General features: G+C 64.1%; 22 protein-coding genes and 1 pseudogene. 14 read left to right on the top strand and 9 right to left on the bottom strand.

Translation table 11 applies throughout. The features are described from left to right. Positions 1-50 precede the first annotated feature (50 nt). The 4 genes from HU764_RS10510 to HU764_RS10495 all read left to right on the top strand — a co-directional run bounded on the left by HU764_RS10510 (position 51) and on the right by HU764_RS10495 (position 6,161). Positions 51-905 (top strand): LysR family transcriptional regulator, encoded by an 855-nt coding sequence (locus HU764_RS10510; protein WP_186680116.1) that lies wholly within the window; start codon positions 51-53, stop codon positions 903-905. Between the two features lie 306 nt (positions 906-1,211). Further along, on the top strand, positions 1,212-2,957 hold the full coding sequence (capB, locus tag HU764_RS10505; protein ID WP_186703547.1) for a caprolactamase subunit beta: 1,746 nt from the start codon (positions 1,212-1,214) through the stop codon (positions 2,955-2,957). 13 nt (positions 2,958-2,970) lie between these two features. Continuing rightward, positions 2,971-5,055 (top strand): caprolactamase subunit alpha, encoded by a 2,085-nt coding sequence (capA, locus tag HU764_RS10500; RefSeq protein WP_186703548.1) that lies wholly within the window; start codon positions 2,971-2,973, stop codon positions 5,053-5,055. Between the two features lie 149 nt (positions 5,056-5,204). Next, a complete protein-coding gene (locus HU764_RS10495) occupies positions 5,205-6,161 on the top strand; it encodes an AraC-like ligand-binding domain-containing protein (protein WP_099454359.1) in 957 nt (318 codons plus the stop codon). A 27-nt stretch (positions 6,162-6,188) separates the two neighbouring features. Here the strand turns inward: HU764_RS10495 and HU764_RS10490 are convergent, their stop codons facing one another. Both HU764_RS10490 and HU764_RS10485 read right to left on the bottom strand, forming a co-directional pair. Continuing rightward, positions 6,189-7,082 carry a DUF2950 domain-containing protein gene (locus tag HU764_RS10490; RefSeq protein ID WP_186703549.1) on the bottom strand — a complete coding sequence of 298 codons (894 nt, stop codon included), beginning with the start codon at positions 7,080-7,082 and terminating at the stop codon, positions 6,189-6,191. Next, positions 7,079-8,545 carry a DUF3300 domain-containing protein gene (locus HU764_RS10485; protein WP_186680127.1) on the bottom strand — a complete coding sequence of 489 codons (1,467 nt, stop codon included), beginning with the start codon at positions 8,543-8,545 and terminating at the stop codon, positions 7,079-7,081. Before HU764_RS10485 ends, HU764_RS10490 begins: the two co-directional genes overlap by 4 nt. A gap of 204 nt (positions 8,546-8,749) precedes the next feature. Between HU764_RS10485 and HU764_RS10480 the strand changes: the two genes are divergently transcribed. Both HU764_RS10480 and HU764_RS10475 read left to right on the top strand, forming a co-directional pair. Beyond that, on the top strand, positions 8,750-9,001 hold the full coding sequence (locus HU764_RS10480) for a hypothetical protein (protein WP_186680130.1): 252 nt from the start codon (positions 8,750-8,752) through the stop codon (positions 8,999-9,001). 81 nt (positions 9,002-9,082) lie between these two features. After that, complete coding sequence (locus tag HU764_RS10475) at positions 9,083-9,802, top strand: TorF family putative porin (RefSeq protein WP_099429146.1); 720 nt, start codon at positions 9,083-9,085, stop codon at positions 9,800-9,802. On the opposite strand, the pseudogene HU764_RS10470 reads toward HU764_RS10475, so the two are convergent. Together HU764_RS10470 and HU764_RS10465 are read right to left on the bottom strand one after the other, a co-directional pair. Then, a pseudogene (locus HU764_RS10470) lies at positions 9,799-10,670 on the bottom strand (DMT family transporter). The gene HU764_RS10475 and the pseudogene HU764_RS10470 overlap by 4 nt on opposite strands. A gap of 100 nt (positions 10,671-10,770) precedes the next feature. Continuing rightward, entirely contained in the window at positions 10,771-11,181 is a 411-nt protein-coding gene (locus HU764_RS10465) for a Rid family hydrolase (RefSeq protein WP_186703550.1), read from the bottom strand. Positions 11,182-11,370: 189 nt separating this feature from the next. Here HU764_RS10465 and HU764_RS10460 point away from each other — a divergent pair, with 189 nt between their 5' ends. Continuing rightward, positions 11,371-11,688, top strand: a complete 318-nt coding sequence (locus HU764_RS10460; RefSeq protein ID WP_186703551.1) for a hypothetical protein — start codon at positions 11,371-11,373, stop codon at positions 11,686-11,688. Between the two features lie 50 nt (positions 11,689-11,738). On the opposite strand, the gene HU764_RS10455 is transcribed toward HU764_RS10460, so the two are convergent. Next, a complete protein-coding gene (locus tag HU764_RS10455) occupies positions 11,739-11,951 on the bottom strand; it encodes a PLDc N-terminal domain-containing protein (protein ID WP_027593522.1) in 213 nt (70 codons plus the stop codon). A 98-nt stretch (positions 11,952-12,049) separates the two neighbouring features. Continuing rightward, entirely contained in the window at positions 12,050-12,520 is a 471-nt protein-coding gene (locus HU764_RS10450) for an FAD/FMN-containing dehydrogenase (protein ID WP_099454365.1), read from the bottom strand. Positions 12,521-12,658: 138 nt separating this feature from the next. On the opposite strand from HU764_RS10450, the gene HU764_RS10445 reads away from it, so the two are divergent. Beyond that, positions 12,659-13,666 carry a GlxA family transcriptional regulator gene (locus HU764_RS10445; protein WP_027593523.1) on the top strand — a complete coding sequence of 336 codons (1,008 nt, stop codon included), beginning with the start codon at positions 12,659-12,661 and terminating at the stop codon, positions 13,664-13,666. 6 nt (positions 13,667-13,672) lie between these two features. Here HU764_RS10445 and HU764_RS10440 read toward each other — a convergent pair whose 3' ends face one another. Then, on the bottom strand, positions 13,673-14,344 hold the full coding sequence (locus HU764_RS10440) for a TetR/AcrR family transcriptional regulator (protein WP_027593524.1): 672 nt from the start codon (positions 14,342-14,344) through the stop codon (positions 13,673-13,675). 180 nt (positions 14,345-14,524) lie between these two features. Between HU764_RS10440 and HU764_RS10435 the strand changes: the two genes are divergently transcribed. Continuing rightward, a complete protein-coding gene (locus tag HU764_RS10435; protein WP_186703552.1) occupies positions 14,525-15,409 on the top strand; it encodes a DMT family transporter in 885 nt (294 codons plus the stop codon). 8 nt (positions 15,410-15,417) lie between these two features. On the opposite strand, the gene HU764_RS10430 is transcribed toward HU764_RS10435, so the two are convergent. Further along, positions 15,418-16,302 carry an NHL repeat-containing protein gene (locus tag HU764_RS10430; RefSeq protein ID WP_186703553.1) on the bottom strand — a complete coding sequence of 295 codons (885 nt, stop codon included), beginning with the start codon at positions 16,300-16,302 and terminating at the stop codon, positions 15,418-15,420. 216 nt (positions 16,303-16,518) lie between these two features. On the opposite strand from HU764_RS10430, the gene HU764_RS10425 reads away from it, so the two are divergent. The 5 genes from HU764_RS10425 to HU764_RS10405 all read left to right on the top strand — a co-directional run bounded on the left by HU764_RS10425 (position 16,519) and on the right by HU764_RS10405 (position 21,571). After that, entirely contained in the window at positions 16,519-17,499 is a 981-nt protein-coding gene (locus HU764_RS10425) for an aliphatic sulfonate ABC transporter substrate-binding protein (RefSeq protein ID WP_186703554.1), read from the top strand. 16 nt (positions 17,500-17,515) lie between these two features. Then, positions 17,516-18,907 (top strand): LLM class flavin-dependent oxidoreductase, encoded by a 1,392-nt coding sequence (locus tag HU764_RS10420; RefSeq protein ID WP_099429139.1) that lies wholly within the window; start codon positions 17,516-17,518, stop codon positions 18,905-18,907. Positions 18,908-19,013: 106 nt separating this feature from the next. Continuing rightward, complete coding sequence (locus HU764_RS10415) at positions 19,014-19,850, top strand: bifunctional allantoicase/(S)-ureidoglycine aminohydrolase (RefSeq protein ID WP_186680176.1); 837 nt, start codon at positions 19,014-19,016, stop codon at positions 19,848-19,850. 101 nt (positions 19,851-19,951) lie between these two features. After that, the gene (locus tag HU764_RS10410) at positions 19,952-20,557 is read left to right on the top strand and encodes an START domain-containing protein (protein WP_186680179.1); all 606 of its coding nucleotides are present in this window, start codon (positions 19,952-19,954) and stop codon (positions 20,555-20,557) included. A gap of 90 nt (positions 20,558-20,647) precedes the next feature. Next, a complete protein-coding gene (locus tag HU764_RS10405) occupies positions 20,648-21,571 on the top strand; it encodes a LysR substrate-binding domain-containing protein (protein WP_186680182.1) in 924 nt (307 codons plus the stop codon). A gap of 48 nt (positions 21,572-21,619) precedes the next feature. Here HU764_RS10405 and HU764_RS10400 read toward each other — a convergent pair whose 3' ends face one another. Then, entirely contained in the window at positions 21,620-23,038 is a 1,419-nt protein-coding gene (locus tag HU764_RS10400; protein ID WP_186680185.1) for an amino acid permease, read from the bottom strand. Positions 23,039-23,267 lie beyond the last annotated feature (229 nt).

The raw sequence follows: 23,267 nt of genomic DNA, 5'->3' as shown, positions 1-23,267 counted from the left end.
TGATGGAACAGATACTCGCGATATAGCTCCTATCGGTTTTATCAATACCTATGCGCTACTCACCTGAAGCTTTGCTTGCCTTTGTCGAAGCCGCCGCGCTGGGCTCGTTCTCTGCGGCGGCCCGCAAACTGAAGAAAAGCCAGTCCACCGTGAGCATTGCGATAGCCAATTTCGAGGCGGATATCGGCTGCCCCCTGTTCGACCGCGGCGGGCGCCACCCTACGCTCAATGCTGCCGGGCGCCAGGTATTGCCCCATGTCGAAGCGATCCTCGACGCCAGTGCCGGGCTCGACGCCCTGTCACTGAGGCTGGCTGAGCACGTTGAAGCGTTGGTCTCGGTGGTGATGTCGGACAGCTACAGCGTCACCTTCCAAAGCGCGGTCATGGCCGGCTTCGCACACAGCTACCCGCATACCGAGCTGCGCTGTGGGCCCTCGGAAGACGCTGACGTGATCGAGTTGGTGCAGCAGGACATGGCCCAGATCGGCATTCTTGCCGCGCAGCGCCAATACCCCGCCGATGTCGCCGTGGCGCGCCTGCCTGAGCAGGCGGAGTTTTGTGTGTACGTGAGCGCCGAGCACCCGCTGGCGGCGCTGAGCACGGTGCAGCGCCAGCACTTGGAGACCGTACGCCAGCTGTACATCAAGACCTACGCCCCCAGCCTGCACCACGACCGCGGCCAGGCCTGGTCGGCGCCGGACTACCTGACCTTGCTGGAGTTCGCCGCCCGTGGCTTTGGCTGGGCAGAACTGCCCAAGGCCCTGGTCACGCGCTTTGGCAGCGGCTTGGTGGAATTGCAGGTGGCCGGTTATCCGCGCCGCGTCGACATGGACATCGCCTGGTCCCGCCGCCGAGCCCTCGGCCCAGCCGGACAATGGCTGGTGCAGCGGTTGCTGGGCGTATAGGAAATCGACCAGACAACAGTGAACATTGTGGGAGCGGGCTTGCCCCGCGAATGGGGCTACGCGGTGCATGGCACCGGCTTCGCCGGTGTTCGCGGGGCAAGCCCGCTCCCACGTCAATTTTTAGAAATGGCGCAAGACAGTTGCTCCCACAGGATGATGGGCTAAAGCCGCCCAAACAGTGCACCCAAGCGCAACAAGCAGTACACCCACCGACAAGTCAGCCACCCCGCTCGCCCCGTAGCCTGTCACCACGCGCCGATCAATGCGGCACGCACCCAAAAGCACAAGAACAAACGTTGGTGACCTATGAAAACAGTAGATCCGATCACCCTTGCGGTGGTCCGGGGTGCGCTGGAAACAGCGCAGCGCGAAATGACCTTGACGTTGGAAAAGACCGGCCGCTCCAGTGTGTTCAACCTGGCCCATGATTACTCGAACTCGTTGTTCGACCACCTCCCCGAAATGATCCTGCAAGGCCAGGACATCCCCATCCACCTGGGTTCACTGATCCCCGCCATGAAGTGTGTGGCCGAGTTTTTCGGTGACGATATCGCCGAAGGTGACGTGATCTACCACAACGACCCGGCGTACAAGGGCAGCCATATCCTCGACTGCTGCATGTACAAGCCGGTGTACTACCAGGGCGAACTGGTGTTCTGGACTGTATGCAAAGGCCACCTCACCGACATCGGCGGCCCGGTACCGGCCGGCTACAACCCGGACGCCAAGGAAATCTACGCCGAAGGCCTGCGCATCCCGCCCGTGAAGCTGTGGGAAAAGGGCAAGCGCCGCGAAGACGTGATCAACTTCATGCTCACCAACATGCGCGCCCGCCCCTATCAGGAGGGCGACCTCAACGCCCAGTACGGCGCCTGCAAAGTCGGTGAGCGGCACCTGCTCGACCTGCTCGACAAGTACGGCGTGGAGCAGGTGCGTGCCTGCATCGCCGAACTGAAGAACATGGCCGACCGCCACATGCGCGCCTTGCTGCGTGACGTGCCGGACGGCCACTACCGCGGCACCGCCGTGCTCGAAGACGCCGGCCACGGCCTGGGCGAACTGGCCATCACCGCGCATGTCGAGATACGCGGCGAGCAAGCCCATGTGCGTATCGAAAGCCCGCCGCAGGTGCCCTACTTCATCAACTCCTACGAGGGCAATTCGGTGTCGGGTGTGTACCTTGGCCTGATGATGTTCGCTCAGGTCGCACCGCCCTACAACGAAGGCCTGTATCGCTGCGTCACGGTCGATGTCGGCACCAAGGGCACGCTGTGCAACGCCCAGGAGCCAGCCCCCCACGTCAACTGCACCACGACTCCGATGGAAACCTTGGCCGATGCCGTGCGCACGGCACTGGAGCAAGCCTCGCCGCAGCGGGTCACGGCCTCCTGGGGGCATACCAGCGGTATCAACATCGCCGGCCACGACCCACGCAACGGCAACAGCGAGTACGTGACCATGGTCCTGGCCTCGATCATTGCCGGCGCGGGGGCCAACAAAGTCATGGATGGCTGGCATGCCTGTGGGCCGCTGTGCTGCTTCGGTGCCTTGATGAGCGGTGACATCGAGCTGCTGGAGCACGCCTACCCGATACTCATCCACCGCTACAGCCTGATGGCCGACAGTGGCGGCGCCGGTGAATTTCGCGGCGGCTCCGGCACCCGCTTGGAGATCGAGCCCCTGCAACACGCGATGACCGTGGTCGGCTTCGGCGAGGGCCGCCAACTGCCCACCGCCGGCGCCGCCGGGGCCCGCAATGCCCTGCTGGAGCCCAAACTCGGCCGCCTGATCCACCGTCATGCCGATGGCTCGGAAGACCACTACACCCAGAACCCCATGCTCACCCTCCAGCCCGGCGAGCGGATCATCAACATCAACCCAGGGGGCGGCGGGTATGGCGACCCCCTGCGCCGCCCGGTAGCCGCCGTGCTGCAAGACCTGCGCAACGGACTGGTCTCGCCCCAGGGCGCCGCGCTGGAATACGGCGTGGTTGTCGATGCTGGCGGCCACCTCGACGAAACCGCCACCCGCCTTGCCCGCGACCTGCACTGACCGGAGACCCATCATGCGCAATCAATATCGCCTGGGCATCGACGCCGGCGGCACCTTCACCGATTTCATCCTGGCTGACCGCGATGGCGGCGTGCAGCTGTTCAAAGCCCCTTCCACGCCGCAGGACGGCACCCTGGCCATCCGCGCGGGCCTGGCGCAAATCGCCGACGCCACCGGCCGCACGCCGGCCGAGATCATCGCCAACTGCGACCTGTGCATCAACGGCACCACGGTCGCCCTCAACGCCCTGATCGAACGCACCGGGGTCAAGGTCGGCCTGCTGTGCACCGAGGGCCACGAGGACAGCCTGGAAATCCGCCTGGGCCACAAGGAAGAGGGCCACCGCTATGACGCCCACTACCCGCCCGCGCACATGCTCGCCCCGCGTCACCTGCGGCGCCCGATCCGCGGCCGCATCCTCGGCGATGGCCGCGAGCACAGCCCGCTGGACGAGCACGCGGTGCACGAGGCCATCGACTACTTCCGTGCCGAAGGCGTGGAAGCGGTGGCCATTTCCTTCCTCTGGTCGGTGCGCAACCCCAGCCATGAGCAGCGTGCCGCCGAGCTGGTCAGGGCAGCGCTGCCCGGGGTGTTCGTTTGCACAGGCGTTGAAGTGTTCCCGCAAATCCGCGAATACACCCGCACCTCCACCACCGTGGTCAACGCCTACCTGAGCCCGGTGATGGCGCGCTACGTGGCGCGTATCGACAGCCTGTTCGAGGAGTTGGGCGCCCAGCAACCGGTGCGCTACTTCCAGTCCAACGGTGGCCTGGCGCCCGGCCACCTGATGCGTGAGCGCGCGGTCAATGCCATCAACTCCGGCCCGGCTTCGGCGCCCCAGGCGGGGCTTTCGGTCGCCCGCCCGTTTGGCATCGACAACGTCATCACCGTGGACATGGGAGGCACCTCGTTCGACATCACCCTGACCAATGCCGGGCGCACCAACTTCAGCAAGGATGTGGACTTCCTGCGCCAGCGCATCGGCGTGCCGATGATCCAGGTGGAGACACTGGGTGCCGGCGGTGGCTCCATCGCGCACCTCGACGAGTTCGGCATGCTGCAGGTGGGGCCCCGTAGTGCGGGCGCCAAGCCTGGCCCGGTGTGCTACGGCAAAGGCGGCAGTGAACCCACCGTAACCGACGCCAACCTGGCCCTGGGCTACCTGCCAGACCGTGCGGTGCTGGGCGGCAGTATTACGCTCAATCGCCAGGCTGCGCTGGAGGCCATCCGCAGCAAGATCGCCGAACCGCTGGGCATCAGTGTTGAGCGCGCCGCGTTTGGCATTACCACCCTGGTCAACCTGAACATGGTCAACGGCATCCGCCGTGTCTCCATCGAACGCGGCCACGACCCGCGCGACTTCGCCCTGATCGGCGCGGGTGGCGCAGCGGGCATGCACGTGGTGCGCCTGGCCGAAGAAATTGGCATGCACACCGTGTTGATCCCCAAGGTGGCCTCTGGCTTGTGCGCCTTCGGCCAGATCCTTTCGGATGTGCGCTACGACCAGCTCACCAGCCTGTCGATGCGCCTGGACGCCGAACACGCCGACCTCGCGCAGCTCAACCAGGCCCTGGCCGAACTGCGCCAGCAAGGCTTGGCGAACCTACGCGAAGACGGCTTCGGCGACCAGGCCAGCAGCTGCCACTACACCCTGGAAATGCGCTACAGCGGGCAGATCCATGAGTGCAGCGTGGAACTGGAGCGCCACAGCCTGGACAGTGACGGGCTGGCAGCGTTGATCGAGTCCTTCCACGCTCGCCACCAGACGCTGTACTCGTACAGCGAACCCGACAGCCCAGTAGAACTGGTCAACCTGGAGTGCTCGGTGATCGGTCACCTGCCGCGCCCACCGCAGCCAGAACTGCAGGGGCCGACCCAGCCACCTGCTGCAGTCCCGGTGGGCGAGCGCCCGATGCTGTTCAGTGCCGACGGCGAGTGGCAGCACACCCCGGTGTTCAACGGTAACCACCTGCTGCCCGGGCAAACGGTGCAAGGCCCCTGTGTGATCGAGGAGGACACCACCAACATCGTCGTGCCGCCAGGCTGGCAGGCCTGCCTGGAACCTTCGGCCACGTACCGGGTGACACGCGGGGCTTGATCAAAGGGTCGGCACGCGCCGATCATGGGCGTGACACCCGCCCGGCAGCGTTGCGCTGCCGGGCGTTTTTGCACAATAACAAGAGCTGCTTGAGTAGCTTGCCTGCAGTTCCTTTTTTCAATGCTGCCCTCTTTGAAAAAGGACAACCCATGCCCACAGAACTGTCGACCCATGGCTGGCCGCAACCCGAACGCCAGGCGCGCTGGGCCGAAGCCATCAGCGACACCTACTTCCCCTTGAGCTTGGAATTTGCCGCCGAGCAACCCTTCAATGGCCACCTGCAGCGCTGGAGCACCCCCAGCACGCCGCTGAGCCTGTCACGCCTGCGCTCCAGCCAGCTTGGCTATTCCCGCAGCAAGGCGCACATCGGCCAGGACACTGACGCGTTCTACCTGGTCACCGTGCCCAGCCGCAGCGAGGTGCACTTCGAGCAGGATGGCCATCCATTGAGCTGCCGCCCAGGCGGTTTCATCGTCGAGCGCGGCGACGCGCCTTACCGTTTCCATTACCGGGCCGAAAACGACCTGTGGGTGCTGAAGCTGCCTGAACGCGCGCTCAAGGCCAACTTGCTCGGGCACAAGCGCTACACCCGCCACTGCTTCGACGCCAGCCAAGGCCTTGGGCGCATCTTTGTCGAGCAACTGGACCTCTGCGCGCGCCACTTCGACGCCAGCCCCGCAGCCGCCCGCCACCTGCTGCTGGAGCAGGCCAGTGCGACCCTGCTGCTGGCCTTGCAGCAGGACGAACGGGTGCTGGGCAGTGAAGGCTCCAACCTCAGCACGCTGCACCTGACCCGTGTCGAGCACTACGTGCTGCAAAACCTCGGCGACCCCGACCTGTCACCGCAAGCCGTCGCCACGGCCTGCGGCCTGTCATTGCGCTACCTGCACAAGCTGTTCTCGATCACGCCCTATACCCTGGGCGAATGGGTGCGCCAACAGCGCCTGGAGGCAGTGCATCGCCAGCTGTGCGACCCGCACTGCCATCTGTCTATCGGCCAACTGGCGTTTCGCTGGGGTTTTGCCGACCAGGCGCAGTTCACCCGGGCCTTTCGCCAGCGCTATGGGTGTACCGCCCGCGAGGTGCGCGCGGCGCGCGCGCACTGAAGGCGGCGGCGCAGGGATGCGCCGTGCTCACTCGATCGCCGTGGTATCGACCTCTTTCCAGCTGTCATCCGGGTCGAAGCGTTTCATCTCCTTGGCCAGCCTGTCCCCGTGTGGCCCGAGGTCTTTCTCGAAGACCTGGCCGTCATGGCTGATCATGAAGCTCATCACCCCTGTGTCGTCATACTTCGCTGGCCAGGCGATCAGGGCAAAGCCGCGGCTCATCTGGTTGCCAATCAGGTAGCTGTAAGCGCCACCGGGAGCCGACGGGCCTTGCGCACCGAGGATGCGGAAGTGGTAGCCATACCAGTCGTCACCCACCACATCCTGGCCGAACAGCGGCCCCAGCGGGCTGACCTGCCCATCACCTTCATCGTCCCAGTACAGGCCGTCATGCTTGCCAGGCTCGCTGAAAATCTTCTGCGCGTATTGCAGCGCACCATTACCGTTGCGGTCTTGTGAGGCGTAGTCCATCTGCGCGTCGTGGTACGCCAGCATCGACTGCACGGCGCCCAGTTCGTTGCGGCCAATGCGCCGGGCGCGGATTTCGGCACTGCCGGCCTTGAGGTCGAAGCGCCAGCCCTGGCTGCTTTTGCTCAGGGGTATAGGCAACGTCCAGTGATCACTGCCCACCGCCAGTATGGCCTTGCCTTGGGCCGTCATGTCGATGCTGTGCTGCACGCGATACTGCTCCAGGAACGTGTCCACATCGCTGCGTTGCACACCCCCACGCGGGATGTAGGTACGCCAGTCATCGCCCAGCAGTTGGGCCAGGCGGGCTTCATCCGCCTTCTCTTGGCCCAGCGCCGCGACGAAGGCCTCCACGGCCTTCTCCGGTGTCGGAAAAGCGTCTTGCGCTGCGGCCAGGGATGACCAGGCCAGGCCTGCAGTGAGCAGCAATGCCCCGAGTAATGGACGGTTCATCGACGGCCACCTCCCCCGCGGCGTGCAGGCGCACTGGGCCGGGAGATCGGGTGCCCGGCGGCACGCGATGCGTTCGGCCGCTGGGCGAACGACTGGCTGGTGCGGCCGCGGCTGGCCTGCGCGCTGGTGCGCGACGGCGAGCGCACGCCATCGAAGGCATTGTTACGCGCCCGGCCTGCGGTATTGGCGGGGCGGTTCTGCGCCCCTGGCCGCGCCTGGCCTTCACCTTGTCTGCGTGAGTTCACCTGGTTGTTCTGCTGCCGGCCTTGGGTATTACGTGTGTCCTGTCGGCGGTCGGCTGGCCGTGCCGCGTCGTTACGCGATTGCATGCGATTGCCGACCGAATTGCCCGCCTGCGCCTCGCGCACCTGCTGGCGGGCCTGGCGGTTGCTGGTGGCCGGCCGCTCGATGCCAGCCCGGTCCATTGAAGCCCTGGCGTTGTTGCGTGCCTGGGCACGCTGGGCGTCGTCGCCACGGAACGCGGTACGCTGGGTAGCACCGTCCAGCTGGCGACCATATTGCTGGCGGCTGCGGGCATCGCGGTAAGGCACACCCTCGCGGTTCGCGGCGTTGTGCTGCCATTTGTTCTGGTTGTTGGTGATGCGGTTGTTGCCGTTGATGTTGTTGTAGCGGTTGACGTCGATGTCGATGTCATTGTTGCCCCAGTCACAGTCGCCCCACAGCGAACTGACAATCGCCACGCCCGTACCGAAGGCCAGGCCCGCCACCAGCGCAGAACCGGCGTAGTACATCGGCGGTGGCGGGTAGTACACCGGCGGCGAGGCCGGGTAAGCCCAGGTGCCGTAGGTGGTGGTGGGGTTGTAGCTGGGCACGTACACCACTTGCGGGTCGGCCGGCTCGATAATGATGGTGGTGGGCGGGCTGCTGGCCGGGGCCGCCTGCTTGCTGCTACCACCGCTGGAAGCCGGCGCTGCCGCCGGAGCCGCCTGCACGGTCACATTCTGGTACTGGTTGCTCTGCAGGTTGCCGGCCGCCTGCGCTTGATGACGCAAGCGCTGCACGCCGGCCATGACATCGTCGGGTTGCGCGAGGAAGGCGTCGCCCAGGCGTTGTACCCACACGGGGTCCTGGCCCAGGGTCGCCAGCAACTGCGGGAAGGCCACCAGCGCCTGCACGCTCGGGTCCCACGGCTGTTTCGCCACTTGCTTGACCGCATCGTCGCCAGAAGCCTTGGGGTTGGCCTTGGACCAGGTCACGGCTTCACTCACCTGCCCCGGGTAGGTGGCGGCCATCAGCACCTGGGCCAGCAACGCGTCGGGGTACAGCGCGATGGGTGCGAGCATCTGGTCCAGTTGCTCCTGGGTGAACACCGCCTCTTTGGCCGCGAGCGTGTCGGCTTGCGGGGCCGGGTCCGGCGCGGGTACCTCTTCTGCCAGCACCCGGCCAGGTGCAGCGCTCAGGCACAGCACCGCCGAAAGGACGGCAATCAATGGCATGCGCATCGCTAATCCCTAAGAGGTCAGACCGCGTGGGTTAAGGGTAGCAATGGCAATCCGTTTGACCAGCAGAGAGGGCGCTAACTTTTCGCACTGATGGTTGTATCGATAGTGACTATCGAACGAGGCAATTTCTACTGATCGGCCCGGCCCAATAACCTAGCGCCATTGATTCGAACTTGGCGAATCCCCGCACCCCGGAGCTACCCGATGAATACCCTGGCCCGCCTCTCGCTCACTGCCCTGGCCGCTACCGCCATCGCCCTGTTGGCCGGCTGTGCCAGCCACCCCGAACTGCGCCCGTACAGCGCCGAAGAAACCCGCCAACTGCAACTGGAAGCCTTGCAACGCCGTGGCCTGTCGCTGGACGACTATGAACAGCAACGGCGGGTGATCCAGCGTGCCAACGACCTGCCTGTGGTCACTGAAGCCGCCGACGCTGACCCTTCGACCAAAGGCTGAAGGGCATAGCCAACGGTTCCCTCCTCCCGCCTGCGCAGGTATCCTTTACCGCTCAACCGCAAGCCTTCCAGGACGGAGACCATGACCAGGCCCCTTCTGTTGCTGAGTGCTGCACTGCTCTTCAGCCCCCTGCTGCTGGCCCAGCAAATGAAACGCGAACTGGGCGACATCGACTTCACGCTAGGCACCACACCCTCCCGCAGCATGGCCCAAGGGCTGATTTCGCCCAGCGCCATCGGCGCATTCCATGGTGGCCTCGACCTCAGCCACCGCAGTGGCTGGTACCTGGGCCAATACGCCCCGAGCATGGGCGTCACCCCAAACTCCACCCTGCGGTTGGACAGCTACCTGGGCTACAAGCACCACTTCGACAGCAGCCTCGGTTACGAGGTGGGTTTGATTCATTACAGCCAGCCCACTGTCGCGGGCCCCGACAGTTACGCGCTGTACGGCGGCGTGTCGGTGCTGGGCAGCCGCTTTGGCGGGGCGCTGCGCGACAACCCCGACAACCGCACCGGCACCCTCTTTGCCGACTTCGGCCAATTGCCGCTGTTCGACGTCGACCTCACCGTCAAACTCGCCCATCACCGCTTGGGCACGCCGTTCACCATTGGCGATGGCAGCCAGGTGAATGCCTTTTCCGACTGGTCGCTGGAAGTGTCGCGGCCTTGGCTGGGCATTGACCTGAACCTGATCTACAGCAACTCCAACCTCAGTGGCGGCGGTTGTGATGCGTATTCGGGGATCAACACGTATTGCGAAAGCGTCGTCACGCTCAAGGCGCAGCGCAGCTTCTTTTAACGGCGCGGTGCCAGCGCCAGCGCGATACCGCCCAGCACCACGACACACGCCACTAGCAAGCGCAACGACAGCGGCTCACCAATCAGGCAAACCCCGCCCACTGCGGCAATCACCGGCACACTGAGCTGCATCGTTGCCGCCTGTTGTGCGCTGACCTGCCTGACCACGCCATACCACACGGCATAACCCGCCCCCGAGGCCAGCACGCCCGAGGCAAGCGCATACAGTAAACCGGGGGCGGTCAACTGCGTGCCGCCACCGACCCACAGCACGGGTGCCAGCAGCACCAGGCATGGCAGGCTGCGGGCAAAATTGCCGACGGTATCCGCCAACGGCCTGGGTGAGCCTTTGCCTAACAGCGAATACACGCCCCACGCCACGCCCGAGGCGGCCATCAACAAGGCGCTGGTCAAGGGTGGCGCCTCTGCACCGGGCAACAACAGCACCAGCAGGCCAGCAAAGGCGATCAGCATGCCCAGCAGCATCCGCGGGTGATGCGCTCGCCTTTGTACGCGGCAAAACCAAACATGGTGATCTGCACGGCGCCGAACAACAGCAACGCACCTGCGCCAGCGCCCAGTTGCAGGTACGCCGCAGAAAACAGAAATGCATAAAGGAACAGCGCCAGGCCGCCTCTCCAACTGCCGCCCTGGGGGACTGCGGGCTTGCGTAGCCGTATCAGCAGCAAGAGGAACAGCGCACCACTGGCCAGCCGCACCACCGTGAACGATGCGGGGTCGATAGCCCCGTCCCGCAGTGCCAACCGGCAAAACACCGAATTGGCGGCGAAGGCCACCAGGCTGAACAGTGCGGGCCAGAGCCAGGCCCTGGCCTTGCGGTCGGTAAGCGTGGTGGTGCCGGTGCTCATGGTGGGGTCACCTCTGAGAGGGTTATTGTTGTTATATCGGCCCTGCAGCTACCGATATACAACAGAGTGTTTCCCTGGCGCCACCCCCGAGCGGCAGCCGCTACAGCGCTGCCACCGCGTCGATCTCCACCAGCATGCCGCCCAGCGCTAGCCGAGGCACGGGTATCAGTGTGCAGGTCGGTTTCATGAGCGGGCCCCAGGCCCTGTCAGCCTCGGCCACCCATTGCTGCAGACGCGCCTCGCTGTGATCGACGATCAGCAAGGTCAGCTTGAACACCTGTGCCAGGCTGGCGCCTTTGGAGGCCAGGGCCGTTTCGAGGTTGGCCAGGGCCTGTCGGGCCTGGTCGGCGAATGCCGGCGACAGATGCCCGTTGGCGTCCTCGCCGCCCTGGCCGGCGATATACAGCAAACGGCTGCCGGCAGGCACTTCTGCGACATGGGAATAGGCATTGTCACTGGGGTCATACAGCCCTGCAGGGTTGGACAGCTGGAAAGGTGCTGAACGGGACACGGTGAATACTCGCACGGAGAAAAGTGCCGCCGAGTATCAGACCTCGAGTTAGCTTGAGGTCAAGCGCTGTAGGACTTTTCACATGACGCGGTCAGCGTGTTGAACCACGTGTGTGTTTTCAGCGGCGTCTGCCTGCCGCTAGAGTGCAAAACCCGGCACGGAGGCCTGCCCGCAACAAGGAAAGCGACAATGACCAAGCACCACTTTCAACTTGCCTACACCATTAACCCACGGCATGACGGCGATGACGACGAGGCCGCCCGCGCCCGGCTGCACTTGCGCAACATCGGCTGGGACACCGTGGACCACATCGAAACCACCCTGCTAGGCGTGGTCCAGCTTTACCAAGGCACCACGGCAGCCCGTGTCGATGAAGCCGAAAAGCAGATTCGCGGCCGCATACACGAAGAGCTCAAAAGCCTGCGTGTGGTGTCGCGGGTGAAGTTTCACGGCAGCCTGATGGTCGACGGCCTGGGCCAGGCCATTTACTTCAGCATCGTGCCCTGAGCCGCGAGCAGTGACCGCACCAGGCGCCCCCGCGCCTGGTGCCATGGCCATCACTTTTCTTGCAGCACTGCCCTGCCCTTCACCGCTCGCGGCCCGCGCCACGCCCAGAACAACAGGCCGGGGAACGGCGCATAGACCACGAAGACGACCCACAGCATCTTGCGTTCTGCGCGGCGGTCACTGCCGATGATGTGCCAGATGGCCCAGATTTCCAGCAGGATCACAAAGGCCGCGATGATGATCCAGATCGTTCCGATTTCCATGAGCACTCTCCCATTTGGCATGTAATGGGTTGGGTTGCAGTGAATGCTGAGGGTTCAGATTGATTTACCTGGTGTCAGGGCGCTATATCCGGTCAACCTCAGTGACGCGCTGCCTGCTCCAGCGCTGCCTTCAACGCCACCGCATCGGCAAACGCCCGCTGGCTCACCAACGCACCGTGCTCCAGTTGCAACCACTGCACCTGGCCCTCCTGCCCCGGATAGCGACTGGCCACCCTTCCTTCACGGTCGAGCAGCACCCGATAGTTGTAATCGCGCATGGCGGGGATCGCGAACAACTTGCTGATCAGCGCCGGCATGCGCTGGATGTCGGCAACGAAGACCGCATCGCGGGCTTCCAAATAGCCCTTGGGCTGCTCGGCCAGTGCCGCCTTCACCAACTTGGCACCGTCCATGTCCCGCGCTACCAGCAGAATATGCGTGCCGGCATCGAGGCTGTACGCTTGGTCGTGCTGGTCGAGCAGCGTCCACGGGGCAAGCTTTTCGCCCGGTTCCAAGGCATTGGCCAGCAACGGCAACAGGCTGAGCAACAGGGTAACGGCATATTTCATCAACGGCATCCTCAATCGTAGAGTCACCTGGCAGATTGCCTTAACACGACCTGAAATACGACAGGCCCACCCAAGAGATTGTCTTTCCCCCGGCCACCCGCCACACTCCGCCTGGCCAGCCAGGAAGCGGAGTCCAGAGTGCCCACCCCACGCCAGTTCAGCAAGAAGACCAGCACCAGCAACATGCTGAGGCTAAAGTCCACCACCGGAAATGCCCAAGCGCCCTATCGGGTCGACTTCGTATTGCTCGAACACTTCTCCATGGCCAGCTTCACCGTGGCCATGGATGTGCTGGTCACGGCCAACCTGCTGCGCGCCGACAGCTTCCAGTTCACCCCACTGTCGCTGGACGGCGACCGGGTGCTGAGCGACCTGGGGCTGGAGCTGGTCGCCAGCGAACTGTCCGCCGAAGCGCTCAAGGAACTCGACCTGCTGATCATCTGCGGTGGCCTGCGCACCCCGCTCAAGTACCCTGAGCTCGACCGCATGCTGGACGACTGCGCCGCCCATGGCATGGCCCTGGGCGGCCTGTGGAACGGCGCCTGGTTCCTGGGCCGCGCAGGCGTGCTGGACGACTACGGTTGCAGCATCCACCCCGAGCAACGCGCCAGCCTCTCTGAACGCAGCCCGCAAACCCGCATCACCCCGGCCAGCTTCACCCTCGACCGCGACCGCCTCAGCGCCGCCAGCCCCAATGGCGCGATGGAGCTGATGCTCGGCCTGGTCCGCAGGCTGTACGGCGATGGCCTGGCCGAAGGCGTCGAAGAAATATTGTCGTTCTCCGGCGCGCGCTATCGCCAGGTCGGGCCCGGGGCGAAAAAGTCCATGAGCCTGCACATGCGCACCATCGTCGAGCTGATGGAAAACAACCTCGAAGAAACCCTCAGCCTCGATCAACTGGCCGCCTACAGCGGGCGCTCACGCCGGCAGATCGACCGCCTGTTCCAGGCCCAGCTGGGCACCTCGCCGCGGCGCTACTACATGGAATTGCGCATCACCAAAAGCCGCCGGCTGCTGCAGTATTCCGACCTGTCGGTGATGGAAGTGGCAGTGGCCTGCGGATTCGTGTCGGTGTCGCACTTCAGCAAGTGCTATGCGGCGTACTTCGGCTACCCGCCGTCACGCGAGCAACGGCTGGGCGAGTGACCCCGCTCAGGCGCGGATATAGCGGATGACTGCGTCACAGATCATGTTCTTGTGGCGCTGCTTGATCTCGTCGTCGGCGAGGTCTATCTGGAAGATCTCGCCGAAGGTGTGGCGGTTCGACACCCGGTAGAAGCAGAACGAACTCATCAGCATGTGCAGGTCGATGACCTCGATTCCGGAACGGAACACGCCTTCCTGCTCGCCCCGACGCAGGGTGCTGCCGAGCGCTTCGAGCACCAGGCTGCTCATTTCGCGGATGACCGGCGACTGCTTGACGTACTCGCCATAGTGAATGTTTTCGGTGCAGATGATGCGCACGAAATCGACATTGCGGTCGTGGTGATCGAAGGTGAACTCCACCAGGCGACGGATCGCCTGCTCGGCCGGCAGCGACTCCAGGTCCAGGCTTTGTTCGGTCTTGCGGATATCACCGTAGAGCTTGACCAGGCACTCGACGTACAACTGCTCCTTGCTGCCGAAGTAGTAGTAGATCATGCGTTTGGAGGTGGCGGTGCGCTCGGCGATGGCATCGACGCGCGCGCCGGCCAGGCCCTGCTGGACGAACTCGTTGATGGCGGCCTGAAGGATGTCCTCGCGCGTTTTCTCGGGGTTGTTCTTGCGCGACTTGCGCACCCCTTCGATCTCAGGCTGGCCGAGGCTGACTACGGAATCACTCATACCCACTCACAGGCTGTTTATTGGAATGAGGGGATTATCCGTGAGCGCGGCCATGCAGGGAAGCACGCTGTTGGTCGGGTAGCCATCAAAGGGCATTACAGGCAAACCACTGGCGGCGCTTGTAGTCACGCCCCTCAACCCGCTAGCCTGCGTTTCTCTGCCCCGGACGGACCCTGCCGCATGCAACCGCGTGACCTTGCCGCTTACCTGTTTCTGGCCATTGCCTGGGGCTTTTCCTTTCTGGTGGTGCTCAAGACGGTGCACGCCTTTGGCTGGGTCGGCGCGGTCAGCCTGCGCTCGCTGATTGCCGGCAGTACTTTGGCCATTCTGGGCGCGGTGTGCGGCCGTGCCTTGCGCCTGCGACCGTTGCTGAAACCGCTGCTGGTGATCGGCGCCACTACCGTGGCCGGGCAGTTGATCGGGATGTCTTACGCCACGCCACGGATCGGCACCGCCATGGCGGCGATCTTCGTGGCCACCATCCCGCTGTTCTCGATGATCATCGGCCGTGTCTGGGGGCTGGAGAAGATCACCCTGCAAGGCCTCATCGGCCTGCTGCTGGGCTTTGTCGGCATCGCCATGCTGGTGGGCTTTCCGGCCCAACCGGTCAACGACGTCTTCATCCACGGCTGTATCGCGTCGCTGTTCGGAGCCTTGAGCGCCGCGTTCGGCAGCAACTACGCCAGCCTACACGTGCGTGGCCAGGACCCGTGGACGGTGACCGGCGGCGCATTCCTGGCCGGCGGCCTGATGACCTTGCCGCTGTTGCTGGTGGTGCCCGTGCCTAGCGTGCTCCAGGCCAGCGACTGGCTTTACCTGCTGATCAGCGGCGGGGTCATGAGCGCTACCACGTATGTGCTGTTTTTCGGCCTGGTCGCCCGTATCGGTGCCACCCGCGCCATCAGCGTAGAGTTCGTGGTCACCCTGGTGGCGGTGCTGGTGGGGGCGCTGTTCCTCGATGAAACCTTGAGCCTGCTGCAGGTCGCCGGCGGCGGGGTGATCCTGCTCGGCTGCATGCTGGTGCTGGGCTTGCTGCCCGGGCGCAAGCAACGCCTGCCGAGCTGAACGATTGGTCAGTCACGCTGCGCGGTGCTGCGCTCCATCGGTGGAGTCAGGTGCAGCACGCGGTTGCGCCCGCCCTCAGCCAGCAGGTAGCCGCCCTTGCCATCGGCGACGATAGACTGGGGCGCCTTGAGGAACGACAGCACAGTCTGGCGCGAGCCATCGGCGTCGATACGCAGCAGGCGGGCGCGGTGCGTGTTGTCTTCGCTGATCCACAAACCGCGCTGGTCGCAGAACAGGAAGGTTGGGTTACGCAGGCCATCGACCACCACCGGGTCCTGGCCGTCTTCGGACAACGCGCGGACCTTGCCGTTGGCTTTCTCGGTATACAGCAGGCGGCCATCGCTGCAGCGGGTCAGGCCTTCGGTTTCGGTAAGCCCGGAACGCAGCACGTCAAGCTGGCCAGTGCGCCAGTCGTAGCGCATCAAGCGGCCATTGCCCTTGCGGTCCTCGATGGCATAGAGGAAATCGCCATCATTCCACAACCCTTGCACGCTCTCGCCGTCGAACAGCCGGGTCACCTGGCCATCGCGCGACAGGCTGACCGGCGCGAAGCCCCCTTCCTGGCTGAACACCCAGCCGCCGTCGACGGCGACCATGCCATCAGGTTTGGACAGGTTGTCGATCACCACGACCCGGTCGCCCTGGGCGGTGATCTTGAGGATGCTGCCTTTGCCGTCGTCCAGTTCGCGGCTGACCAGCAGGCTGCCGTCAGCTTGTGGCAGCAACGAGGCTGCTTTGGCCACGTCGCGGTACAACACGTCGACGTCCCAGCCGCTGGCAGCCTGGACGGGGTAGAAACTCTGCCAGGCAAAGAAGCCAAGCGTGGCCGCGAGTAGGCTGGCAGTAGCGGTCAGGGCGATGCGGGTGCTGCGCTTGCGCAGGATGTGCGGCATGAAAAGGCTCCTCAAACGTGATCGGGATCCTAACAAAGCGATGTGAAAAAAAAGTGATGGCACAGTGCCCTTCTGTGCAATCGCACGCCGCTAAACTACAAAAAGGATATAAAAATAACTAAACATTCTAACCAAATGGAATTAAAAAATTGAAAGCCAAACGCCACCTCCTTAGTCTGGGCGCACGGATTACCACCCCTTCCAGGAGCCCCCCTCATGCCCACCCGTGCCTTTTCCCCCTTGCGCCGCCTGTTGATCGGCGGCCTATTGGCCAGTGTCGCCAGCGCCTTGCTGCCCTGGTCCAACGCCCTCGCCGAAGACGCCAAAACCCTGCGGATCGGCTATCAGAAATTCAACAGCATCAACATTCTCAAAGGCAGTGGTGCCCTGGAGAAGGCCCTCGCCCCGCAGGGGGTGACCGTCAGCTGGCACGAGTTCGCCGCGGGCCCGCAACTGCTCGAAGCGCTGAGCACCGGCGCCATCGACCTCGGCCACGCCGCCGACGCCCCCTCGGTCTTTGCCCAGGCCGCCGGCAAGCCAGTGGTTTACCTGGCCGCCGAGCAACCCTACCCGCGCGGTATCGGCCTGGTGGTACGCGAACAGGACCACCTCACAGGCGTGCAGGACCTCAAAGGCAAGCGGGTGGCTACCGGCCGTGGCTGGAACGCGCAATACCTGTTGGCCGTCGCACTGGAGCAAGCCGGCCTGAGCTACCAGGACATCACCCCCGCCTACGTCAATAACGCAGCTGATGCCGTGGCCGCCCTGCAATCGGGCAGCGTCCAGGCCGTGACCCTGTGGGACCCGTTCCTTGCCGCGGCAGAAAGCCAGCCGGGCTTGAAGAACCTGCGTGACGGCAGTGGCTTGTCCAATAACCGCACCTTCTACCTGTCCACCGCGGCATTCGCCGACCAGCACCGCGCCCTGCTCAAGACCTTCTTCGCCGAGCTGGGCAAGGTCAGCCAATGGGCCAACGCCAAGCCCGCCGAAGTCGCCGCGCTGCTGGCGCCGCAGCTGGGGATCAAGGCCGATGTGCTGGAAGTGGCCAGCGAGCGCCGTAACTACAACGCCGTCGCCATCACCCCGCAGATCGTCGCCGAACAGCAAAAGCTGGCCGACACCTTCCAGGGCCTGGGCCTGATCCCGCGTAAGTTGCAGGTAGCCGATGCGGTCTACCCGGCTTCCGTGCTGCCGTGACCGGAGAATGACCGCCATGCCCCGCCCGATCCGCTTCAACGCGTTCAGCATGAACGCCGCCAGCCACCAGTCCCCCGGCCTGTGGCGCCACCCGCGTAACACCAGTGTGGCCTTCAACCGCCTGGGCTACTGGACCGACCTGGCCCGTCTGCTGGAGCGCGGCCTGTTCGACGCGCTGTTCATTGCCGACGTACTGGGCATCTACGACGTCTACCAGGGCGGCCCCGAAGCGGCCTTGCGCGGAGGTGTGCAGGTGCCGGTCAACGACCCGCTGCTGCTGGTCCCGGCCATGGCCGGCGTAACCGAGCACCTGGGCTTTGGTGTGACTTTTTCACTGACCTACGAACACCCCTACCCCTTTGCCCGGCGCATGTCCACGCTCGACCACCTGAGCAATGGCCGCGTCGGCTGGAACATCGTCACCGGCTACCTGGACAGCGCCGCGCGTAATCTGGGCCTGGCCCGCCAACTGGGCCACGACCAACGTTACGACCTGGCCGAGGAATACCTGCAGGTGCTGTACAAACTGTGGGAGAAAAGCTGGGACGACGACGCGGTGGTGCTGGAGCGTGACAGCGGCCGTTATATCGACCCTTCCCGGGTCCACCCGATCGGCCACGTCGGCGAGCACTTCCAGGTGCCCGGCACACACCTGTGCCAGCCCTCGCCGCAACGCACGCCGGTGTTGTTCCAGGCTGGCGCCTCGGCACGCGGGCAGCAGTTTGCCGCGCAGCATGCCGAGTGCGTGTTCATCAGCGGGCCGACGACCACGGTACTGCGCCGCTATGCCGATGGCATTCGCCAGGCCAGCGAAGTGGCCGGGCGTGGTCGCGACGAGGTGTTGATCTACGCCCAGGCACTGTTGATCGTCGCCCCCACGCGTGAAGAGGCCGAAGCCCGCTTTGCCGAGTACCGGGGCTATGTCGACCTGGACGCCGCGCTGGCCCTGCTGTCGGGCTGGACCGGCATCGACTTCGCCGGCCTCGACCCCGACGCACCGATCGAGTATGTCGAGAACGATGCCGGCCGCGCCGCCCTGGCCGCCTTCACCGCCGCCGACCCCAACCGCCGCTGGACCGTGCGCGAAGCGGCCGAATTCGTCGGCCTGGGGGGCCGTGGCCCGGTCCTGGTCGGCGCTGCCAGTGACATCGCCGACCAGTTGGAAACGTGGCTGGACGAGACCGGCATCGACGGTTTCAACCTCACGTACGCGGTGCAACCGGACGACCTGGCCAACGTCGTCGAGCTGCTGGTGCCCGAACTGCAACGCCGCGGCCGCTACCCCTTGCACTACCAGGATGGCACCCTGCGTCACAAGCTGTTCGGCCAGGGCGACCGCTTGCCGGAGCAGCATGCAGGGCGCCAGGTTAGCATTCAGCAAGCAAATACCGGGTATTCCAACATTTAATTTGTAGATGGCACGCGCTCGACCCTATTCTGTCGGCACATCCCCTGCGCCGCACCGGCCGGTGCGGTTCACGGCACGGGGAGAGAACAACAAGTCGAGATCGTCCATGTCGAATCATTCCTACTTCGCCCCCCACGGTGGGCACCCAGCTCAAACCGAGCTGCTGACTGACCGTGCCATGTTCACCGAAGCCTATGCCGTCATCCCCAAGGGCGTGATGCGTGACATCGTCACCAGCCACCTGCCGTTCTGGGACAAGATGCGCATGTGGGTCATCGCCCGCCCATTGACCGGCTTTGCCGAGACCTTCTCGCAGTACATCGTCGAAGTGGCCCCGGAAGGCGGCAGCGAGCGCCCAGAGTTGGACGTAAACGCTGAAGCCGTGGTGTTCGTGGTCGAGGGTGAGCTCGACATCACCCTGGAAGGCAAGCCCCACACCCTGAAGCAAGGCGGCTACGCCTTCATCGCCCCAGGCGCCGAATGGAGCCTGCGCAACCACAGCAAGGCCAACGTCACCTTCCACTGGCTGCGTAAGCACTACCAGAAGGTTGAAGGCCTGGACCTGCCAGAGTCCTTCGTCACCCACCGTGACAACGCCACCGTCATCGAAATGCCGGGCACCGAAGGCCGCTGGAAAACCACCCGCTTCGTCGACATGGCCGACATGCGCCACGACATGCACGTCAATATCGTGACCTTCCAGCCGGGCGGCGTGATTCCGTTCGCTGAAACCCACGTCATGGAACATGGCCTGTACGTGCTGGAAGGCAAGGCTGTGTACCGCCTGAACCAGGACTGGGTCGAAGTCGAAGCCGGTGACTTCATGTGGCTGCGCGCCTTCTGCCCGCAAGCCTGCTACGCCGGTGGCCCAGGCAACTTTAGCTACCTGCTGTACAAGGACGTCAACCGCCACGTGCACCTGACGCTCAACCCACAGCGCTAAGCGTTTAGTTAAGCCCAGCCTGTTGGACCGAAGCCCGCCTCCCTGGCGGGCTTTCTGTTTGCCGCTCATACTGAACAATCTTGCCCTGCGCGGTGCTCACCATGAACCGCTACCGCCTGCTTGCCGCCTTGTTGCTGGCGCTGTCCAGTACCGTTCAGGCGACCGACGACTGGAACCTGGCCTACGACAGGGAAGGCATTCGTGTCTACCTCAGCGGCGCCGGCGATTCCCCCTACCAGCAGTTTCGCGGTGTCAGCACCATGAAGGCCAGCGTACGCACGTTGACAGACCTGCAGGAAAACCTGCGCGTGGCCTGCAAATGGCTGTATGCCTGCGCCGAGATGCGCTTGCTGGAGGTCGACGGCGACAGTACCTGGGTCTACCTGACCACCAACCTGCCGTGGCCGACCCTGCCGCGGGACATCGTGGTCAAGGTGACCACCGAACAGCGCGACGACGGCACCCTGCTGCGCCACCTGAGCGCCGACCCTGGCAAGATCCCCGAAGTGGAGGGGCTGATCCGCGTGCAGCGCCTTAGTGGTCAGTGGGTGATGAAACCGCTGGGTGACAAGCAGACCGAAGTCACGTACCAGCTCAAGGCAGACCCGGCCGGGGATGTGCCGGGGTGGCTGGCCAACCGCTTTGTGGTGGATGCCCCGGTGGTGACGTTACGCACGCTGCGGGCAGTGGCCGAGCGCCAGCACTGAAGGCATGCTGGCGACTACCGCCCTGGCGGTTTTTCTGCCACTGTCTGGGCGCGACGCGGACCAGCGCGTCGCGCCTTGCCAGGACGTCGCATGAAAACACAAGAATACGGCAACAAGCACAAAGGCTACCGGCGCATCATCCCGTCGATGACGGCACTGCTCGAATTCGAAGCCGTGGCCCGGCACAACAGCTTCACCCTGGCCGCGCAGGAGTTGGGCGTGACCCAGGCAGCGGTGAGCAAACAGGTCAAGCAGCTCGAAGAAACCCTCGGCAGCCAGCTGTTCCAGCGCCTGCACCGGGGCGTGCGCCTGACCAGCGAGGGCCAGGCCCTGTATGCGGTCATTTCCGATTCGCTGCAAAAGATCGCCTCGGTCTTCGACCGCCTCAGCGAGGGTGGCAATGAGCAAGAACTGGTGCTGAGCTGCACCGCGACGTTTTCCCAGCTGCGGGTCATGCCGCGCCTGGGCACCTTGCGCACCGCCCTGCCCCACGTGCGCCTGCGCCTGGCCACACAGATGTTCATGGGCGACCTGCGCAATCACGATGTCGATCTGCTGGTGCGCTATGGCAACGGGCGCTGGGAGGACGGCACCGCCGTGCAGCTGTTCGAGGAAGAAATATTTCCGGTGTGTTCACCCGACTGGCTCACCCGCAACAGCCTGCCGGAGTCACTAGAAGGGCTGTACGGCGCCGACTTGCTCGATGCCGATGCCACGACCGAGGGCTGGATGACCTGGCCTACCTGGTTCCGCGAAGCGGGTGGGCACCCGCCCAAACTTCGCTACAGCCTGCGTTGCCACTTGTACGCCGACACCGTCCAGGCGGCGCTGCATGGGCATGGTGTGGCGCTGGGGTGGGGTCGAATGGTCGATCACCTGTTGGCGTCCGGTGAGCTGGTGCGCCTGACCGACCTGGTGGTCAAACCCCGCGAGGCCTACTACTTGGTAGTGCCCCATGGCCGCAGCACTACCCCGACCATTCTGGGCTTGGTGGACTGGCTGCGCGACAGCTGAAAGCGACAGTGGCCGTGGGCGATACCCCAGGGCCAACTGCACTGCGCTTCAGGAAGCCGTAGCCGCTACTTGCCGAGCGCACACCTTAACCCGGCGCCGGTAGGCGAGCAGCAAGCCGATGTACCACAGCGGCATCACATACAGCGCGGTGCGTGTGTCAGGCTCGAGCGCCAACAGGCACAACACGAAGATCAGGAACAGCTGTGCCGATGCCGCCGTCACTTTGCCACCTGGCAGCTTGAACCTGGACTGCTCATGCGCCTTGGGGTTTTGCCGACGGTAGGCAAAGTAGGACATCAGGATCAGCGACCAGGTGACGATGATCATCACCGCCGAAATGGTCGACACCAACGTGAAGACCGTCATGACCTCCGGGATCACGAATAACAGCGTCAGCGCAATCGCCATGCACACCCCCGAAAACACCAGCGCCCTGACCGGCGTACCCGACCCGGACAGCCGCCCGAACGCGGTCGGCGCCTGTTGCTGGTGGGACAGGCCGTAAAGCATCCGCGACCCCGAATACACACCGCTGTTGGCCGACGAGGCGGCAGACGTCAGCACCACGAAATTGATGATGCCGGCCGCAGCCGGCAGGCCGCCCAGCAGGAACAGCTCGACGAACGGGCTGCGGTTTGCCGGCACATTTGCCCACGAGACCACGCTGATGATGCACACCAGCGAGCAGATGTAGAACAACAGGATGCGCACGGGAATGGTGTTGATCGCTTTGGGCAGGGTCTTTTCCGGGTCCTTGGCCTCTGCGGCCGCGGTACCGATCAGTTCGGTGCCCACAAACGAGAAGATCGCGATCTGGAAGCCGGCGAGGAAGCCGAGAATGCCATGTGGCATGACCACACCGGGTGCCACCAGATGGCTGAAGGACGCCGTGACCCCGGCTGGCGACGTGTAGGACGTGGCCACCATCACCAGCCCCGTGACCACCAGCAGCACGATCGCCACGATCTTGATCAGCCCGAACCAGAACTCAACCTCGCCAAACGCCTTTACCGCCAGCATGTTCAGGCCCAGCAGCAGGAACATCGTGGCAAATGCCGGTAGCCAGGTGGGCACCTCGGGGTACCAGTACTGGAAGAAGCCTGCCACTACGACCACATCACCCACCGCCGCGACCACCCAACTGAGCCAGTAGGACCAGCTGAGGATGAAACCGGCGCGTGGCCCCAGGTAGTTGTGTACCAGGTCTGCGAACGACTCCATGTGCAGGTTGGCCAGCAGCATCTCGCCCATCGCACGCATGATGCAGAACACGAAAAAGCCGATGATGGCGTACACCAAAATGATCGAAGTGCCGGAAAGCGCAATGATCTTGCCCGAGCCCATGAACAGCCCGGTGCCGATCGCACCACTGATCGAAATGAGCTGAATGTGCCTGTTTTCCAGCCGTCGCTTCAGCGTACGGCCAGGCTGCCCAGTCGCGTCTTGCGAGTTGCACGTTTGCTGCATAGTTGACCTCTTATTCTTTTTCTGTGAAACCACATCCCTTCACTGCGCACTTTAATTGGTACGCACGTGCACACGCGTTGTAATAACAAGCGCAGCAGGCATGGGTATTAACGCAGACGGAAATACACGCCCCGACGAAACTTCTCATCAGGCTTAATTAATTATGAAAGCCCATCACACGTGCACGCCGATTAATCTGGTCATGCCCGGCAAGACATTTAAACGTGAA

Source organism: Pseudomonas kermanshahensis (genome assembly GCF_014269205.2).
Classification (GTDB): domain Bacteria; phylum Pseudomonadota; class Gammaproteobacteria; order Pseudomonadales; family Pseudomonadaceae; genus Aquipseudomonas; species Aquipseudomonas kermanshahensis.
This window is presented reverse-complemented; position numbering and strand designations above follow the sequence as displayed.

What these genes read in the sequence shown, in the direction of transcription:
- HU764_RS10510 (WP_186680116.1), top strand. Translation starts at nt 51, where the DNA reads ATGCGCTACTCACCTGAAGCTTTGCTTGCCTTTGTCGAAGCCGCCGCG.
- capB (WP_186703547.1), top strand. Translation starts at nt 1,212, where the DNA reads ATGAAAACAGTAGATCCGATCACCCTTGCGGTGGTCCGGGGTGCGCTG.
- capA (WP_186703548.1), top strand. Translation starts at nt 2,971, where the DNA reads ATGCGCAATCAATATCGCCTGGGCATCGACGCCGGCGGCACCTTCACC.
- HU764_RS10495 (WP_099454359.1), top strand. Translation starts at nt 5,205, where the DNA reads ATGCCCACAGAACTGTCGACCCATGGCTGGCCGCAACCCGAACGCCAG.
- HU764_RS10490 (WP_186703549.1), bottom strand. Translation starts at nt 7,082, where the DNA reads ATGAACCGTCCATTACTCGGGGCATTGCTGCTCACTGCAGGCCTGGCC.
- HU764_RS10485 (WP_186680127.1), bottom strand. Translation starts at nt 8,545, where the DNA reads ATGCGCATGCCATTGATTGCCGTCCTTTCGGCGGTGCTGTGCCTGAGC.
- HU764_RS10480 (WP_186680130.1), top strand. Translation starts at nt 8,750, where the DNA reads ATGAATACCCTGGCCCGCCTCTCGCTCACTGCCCTGGCCGCTACCGCC.
- HU764_RS10475 (WP_099429146.1), top strand. Translation starts at nt 9,083, where the DNA reads ATGACCAGGCCCCTTCTGTTGCTGAGTGCTGCACTGCTCTTCAGCCCC.
- HU764_RS10460 (WP_186703551.1), top strand. Translation starts at nt 11,371, where the DNA reads ATGACCAAGCACCACTTTCAACTTGCCTACACCATTAACCCACGGCAT.
- HU764_RS10455 (WP_027593522.1), bottom strand. Translation starts at nt 11,951, where the DNA reads ATGGAAATCGGAACGATCTGGATCATCATCGCGGCCTTTGTGATCCTG.
- HU764_RS10450 (WP_099454365.1), bottom strand. Translation starts at nt 12,520, where the DNA reads ATGAAATATGCCGTTACCCTGTTGCTCAGCCTGTTGCCGTTGCTGGCC.
- HU764_RS10440 (WP_027593524.1), bottom strand. Translation starts at nt 14,344, where the DNA reads ATGAGTGATTCCGTAGTCAGCCTCGGCCAGCCTGAGATCGAAGGGGTG.
- HU764_RS10435 (WP_186703552.1), top strand. Translation starts at nt 14,525, where the DNA reads ATGCAACCGCGTGACCTTGCCGCTTACCTGTTTCTGGCCATTGCCTGG.
- HU764_RS10430 (WP_186703553.1), bottom strand. Translation starts at nt 16,302, where the DNA reads ATGCCGCACATCCTGCGCAAGCGCAGCACCCGCATCGCCCTGACCGCT.
- HU764_RS10425 (WP_186703554.1), top strand. Translation starts at nt 16,519, where the DNA reads ATGCCCACCCGTGCCTTTTCCCCCTTGCGCCGCCTGTTGATCGGCGGC.
- HU764_RS10420 (WP_099429139.1), top strand. Translation starts at nt 17,516, where the DNA reads ATGCCCCGCCCGATCCGCTTCAACGCGTTCAGCATGAACGCCGCCAGC.
- HU764_RS10415 (WP_186680176.1), top strand. Translation starts at nt 19,014, where the DNA reads ATGTCGAATCATTCCTACTTCGCCCCCCACGGTGGGCACCCAGCTCAA.
- HU764_RS10410 (WP_186680179.1), top strand. Translation starts at nt 19,952, where the DNA reads ATGAACCGCTACCGCCTGCTTGCCGCCTTGTTGCTGGCGCTGTCCAGT.
- HU764_RS10405 (WP_186680182.1), top strand. Translation starts at nt 20,648, where the DNA reads ATGAAAACACAAGAATACGGCAACAAGCACAAAGGCTACCGGCGCATC.
- HU764_RS10400 (WP_186680185.1), bottom strand. Translation starts at nt 23,038, where the DNA reads ATGCAGCAAACGTGCAACTCGCAAGACGCGACTGGGCAGCCTGGCCGT.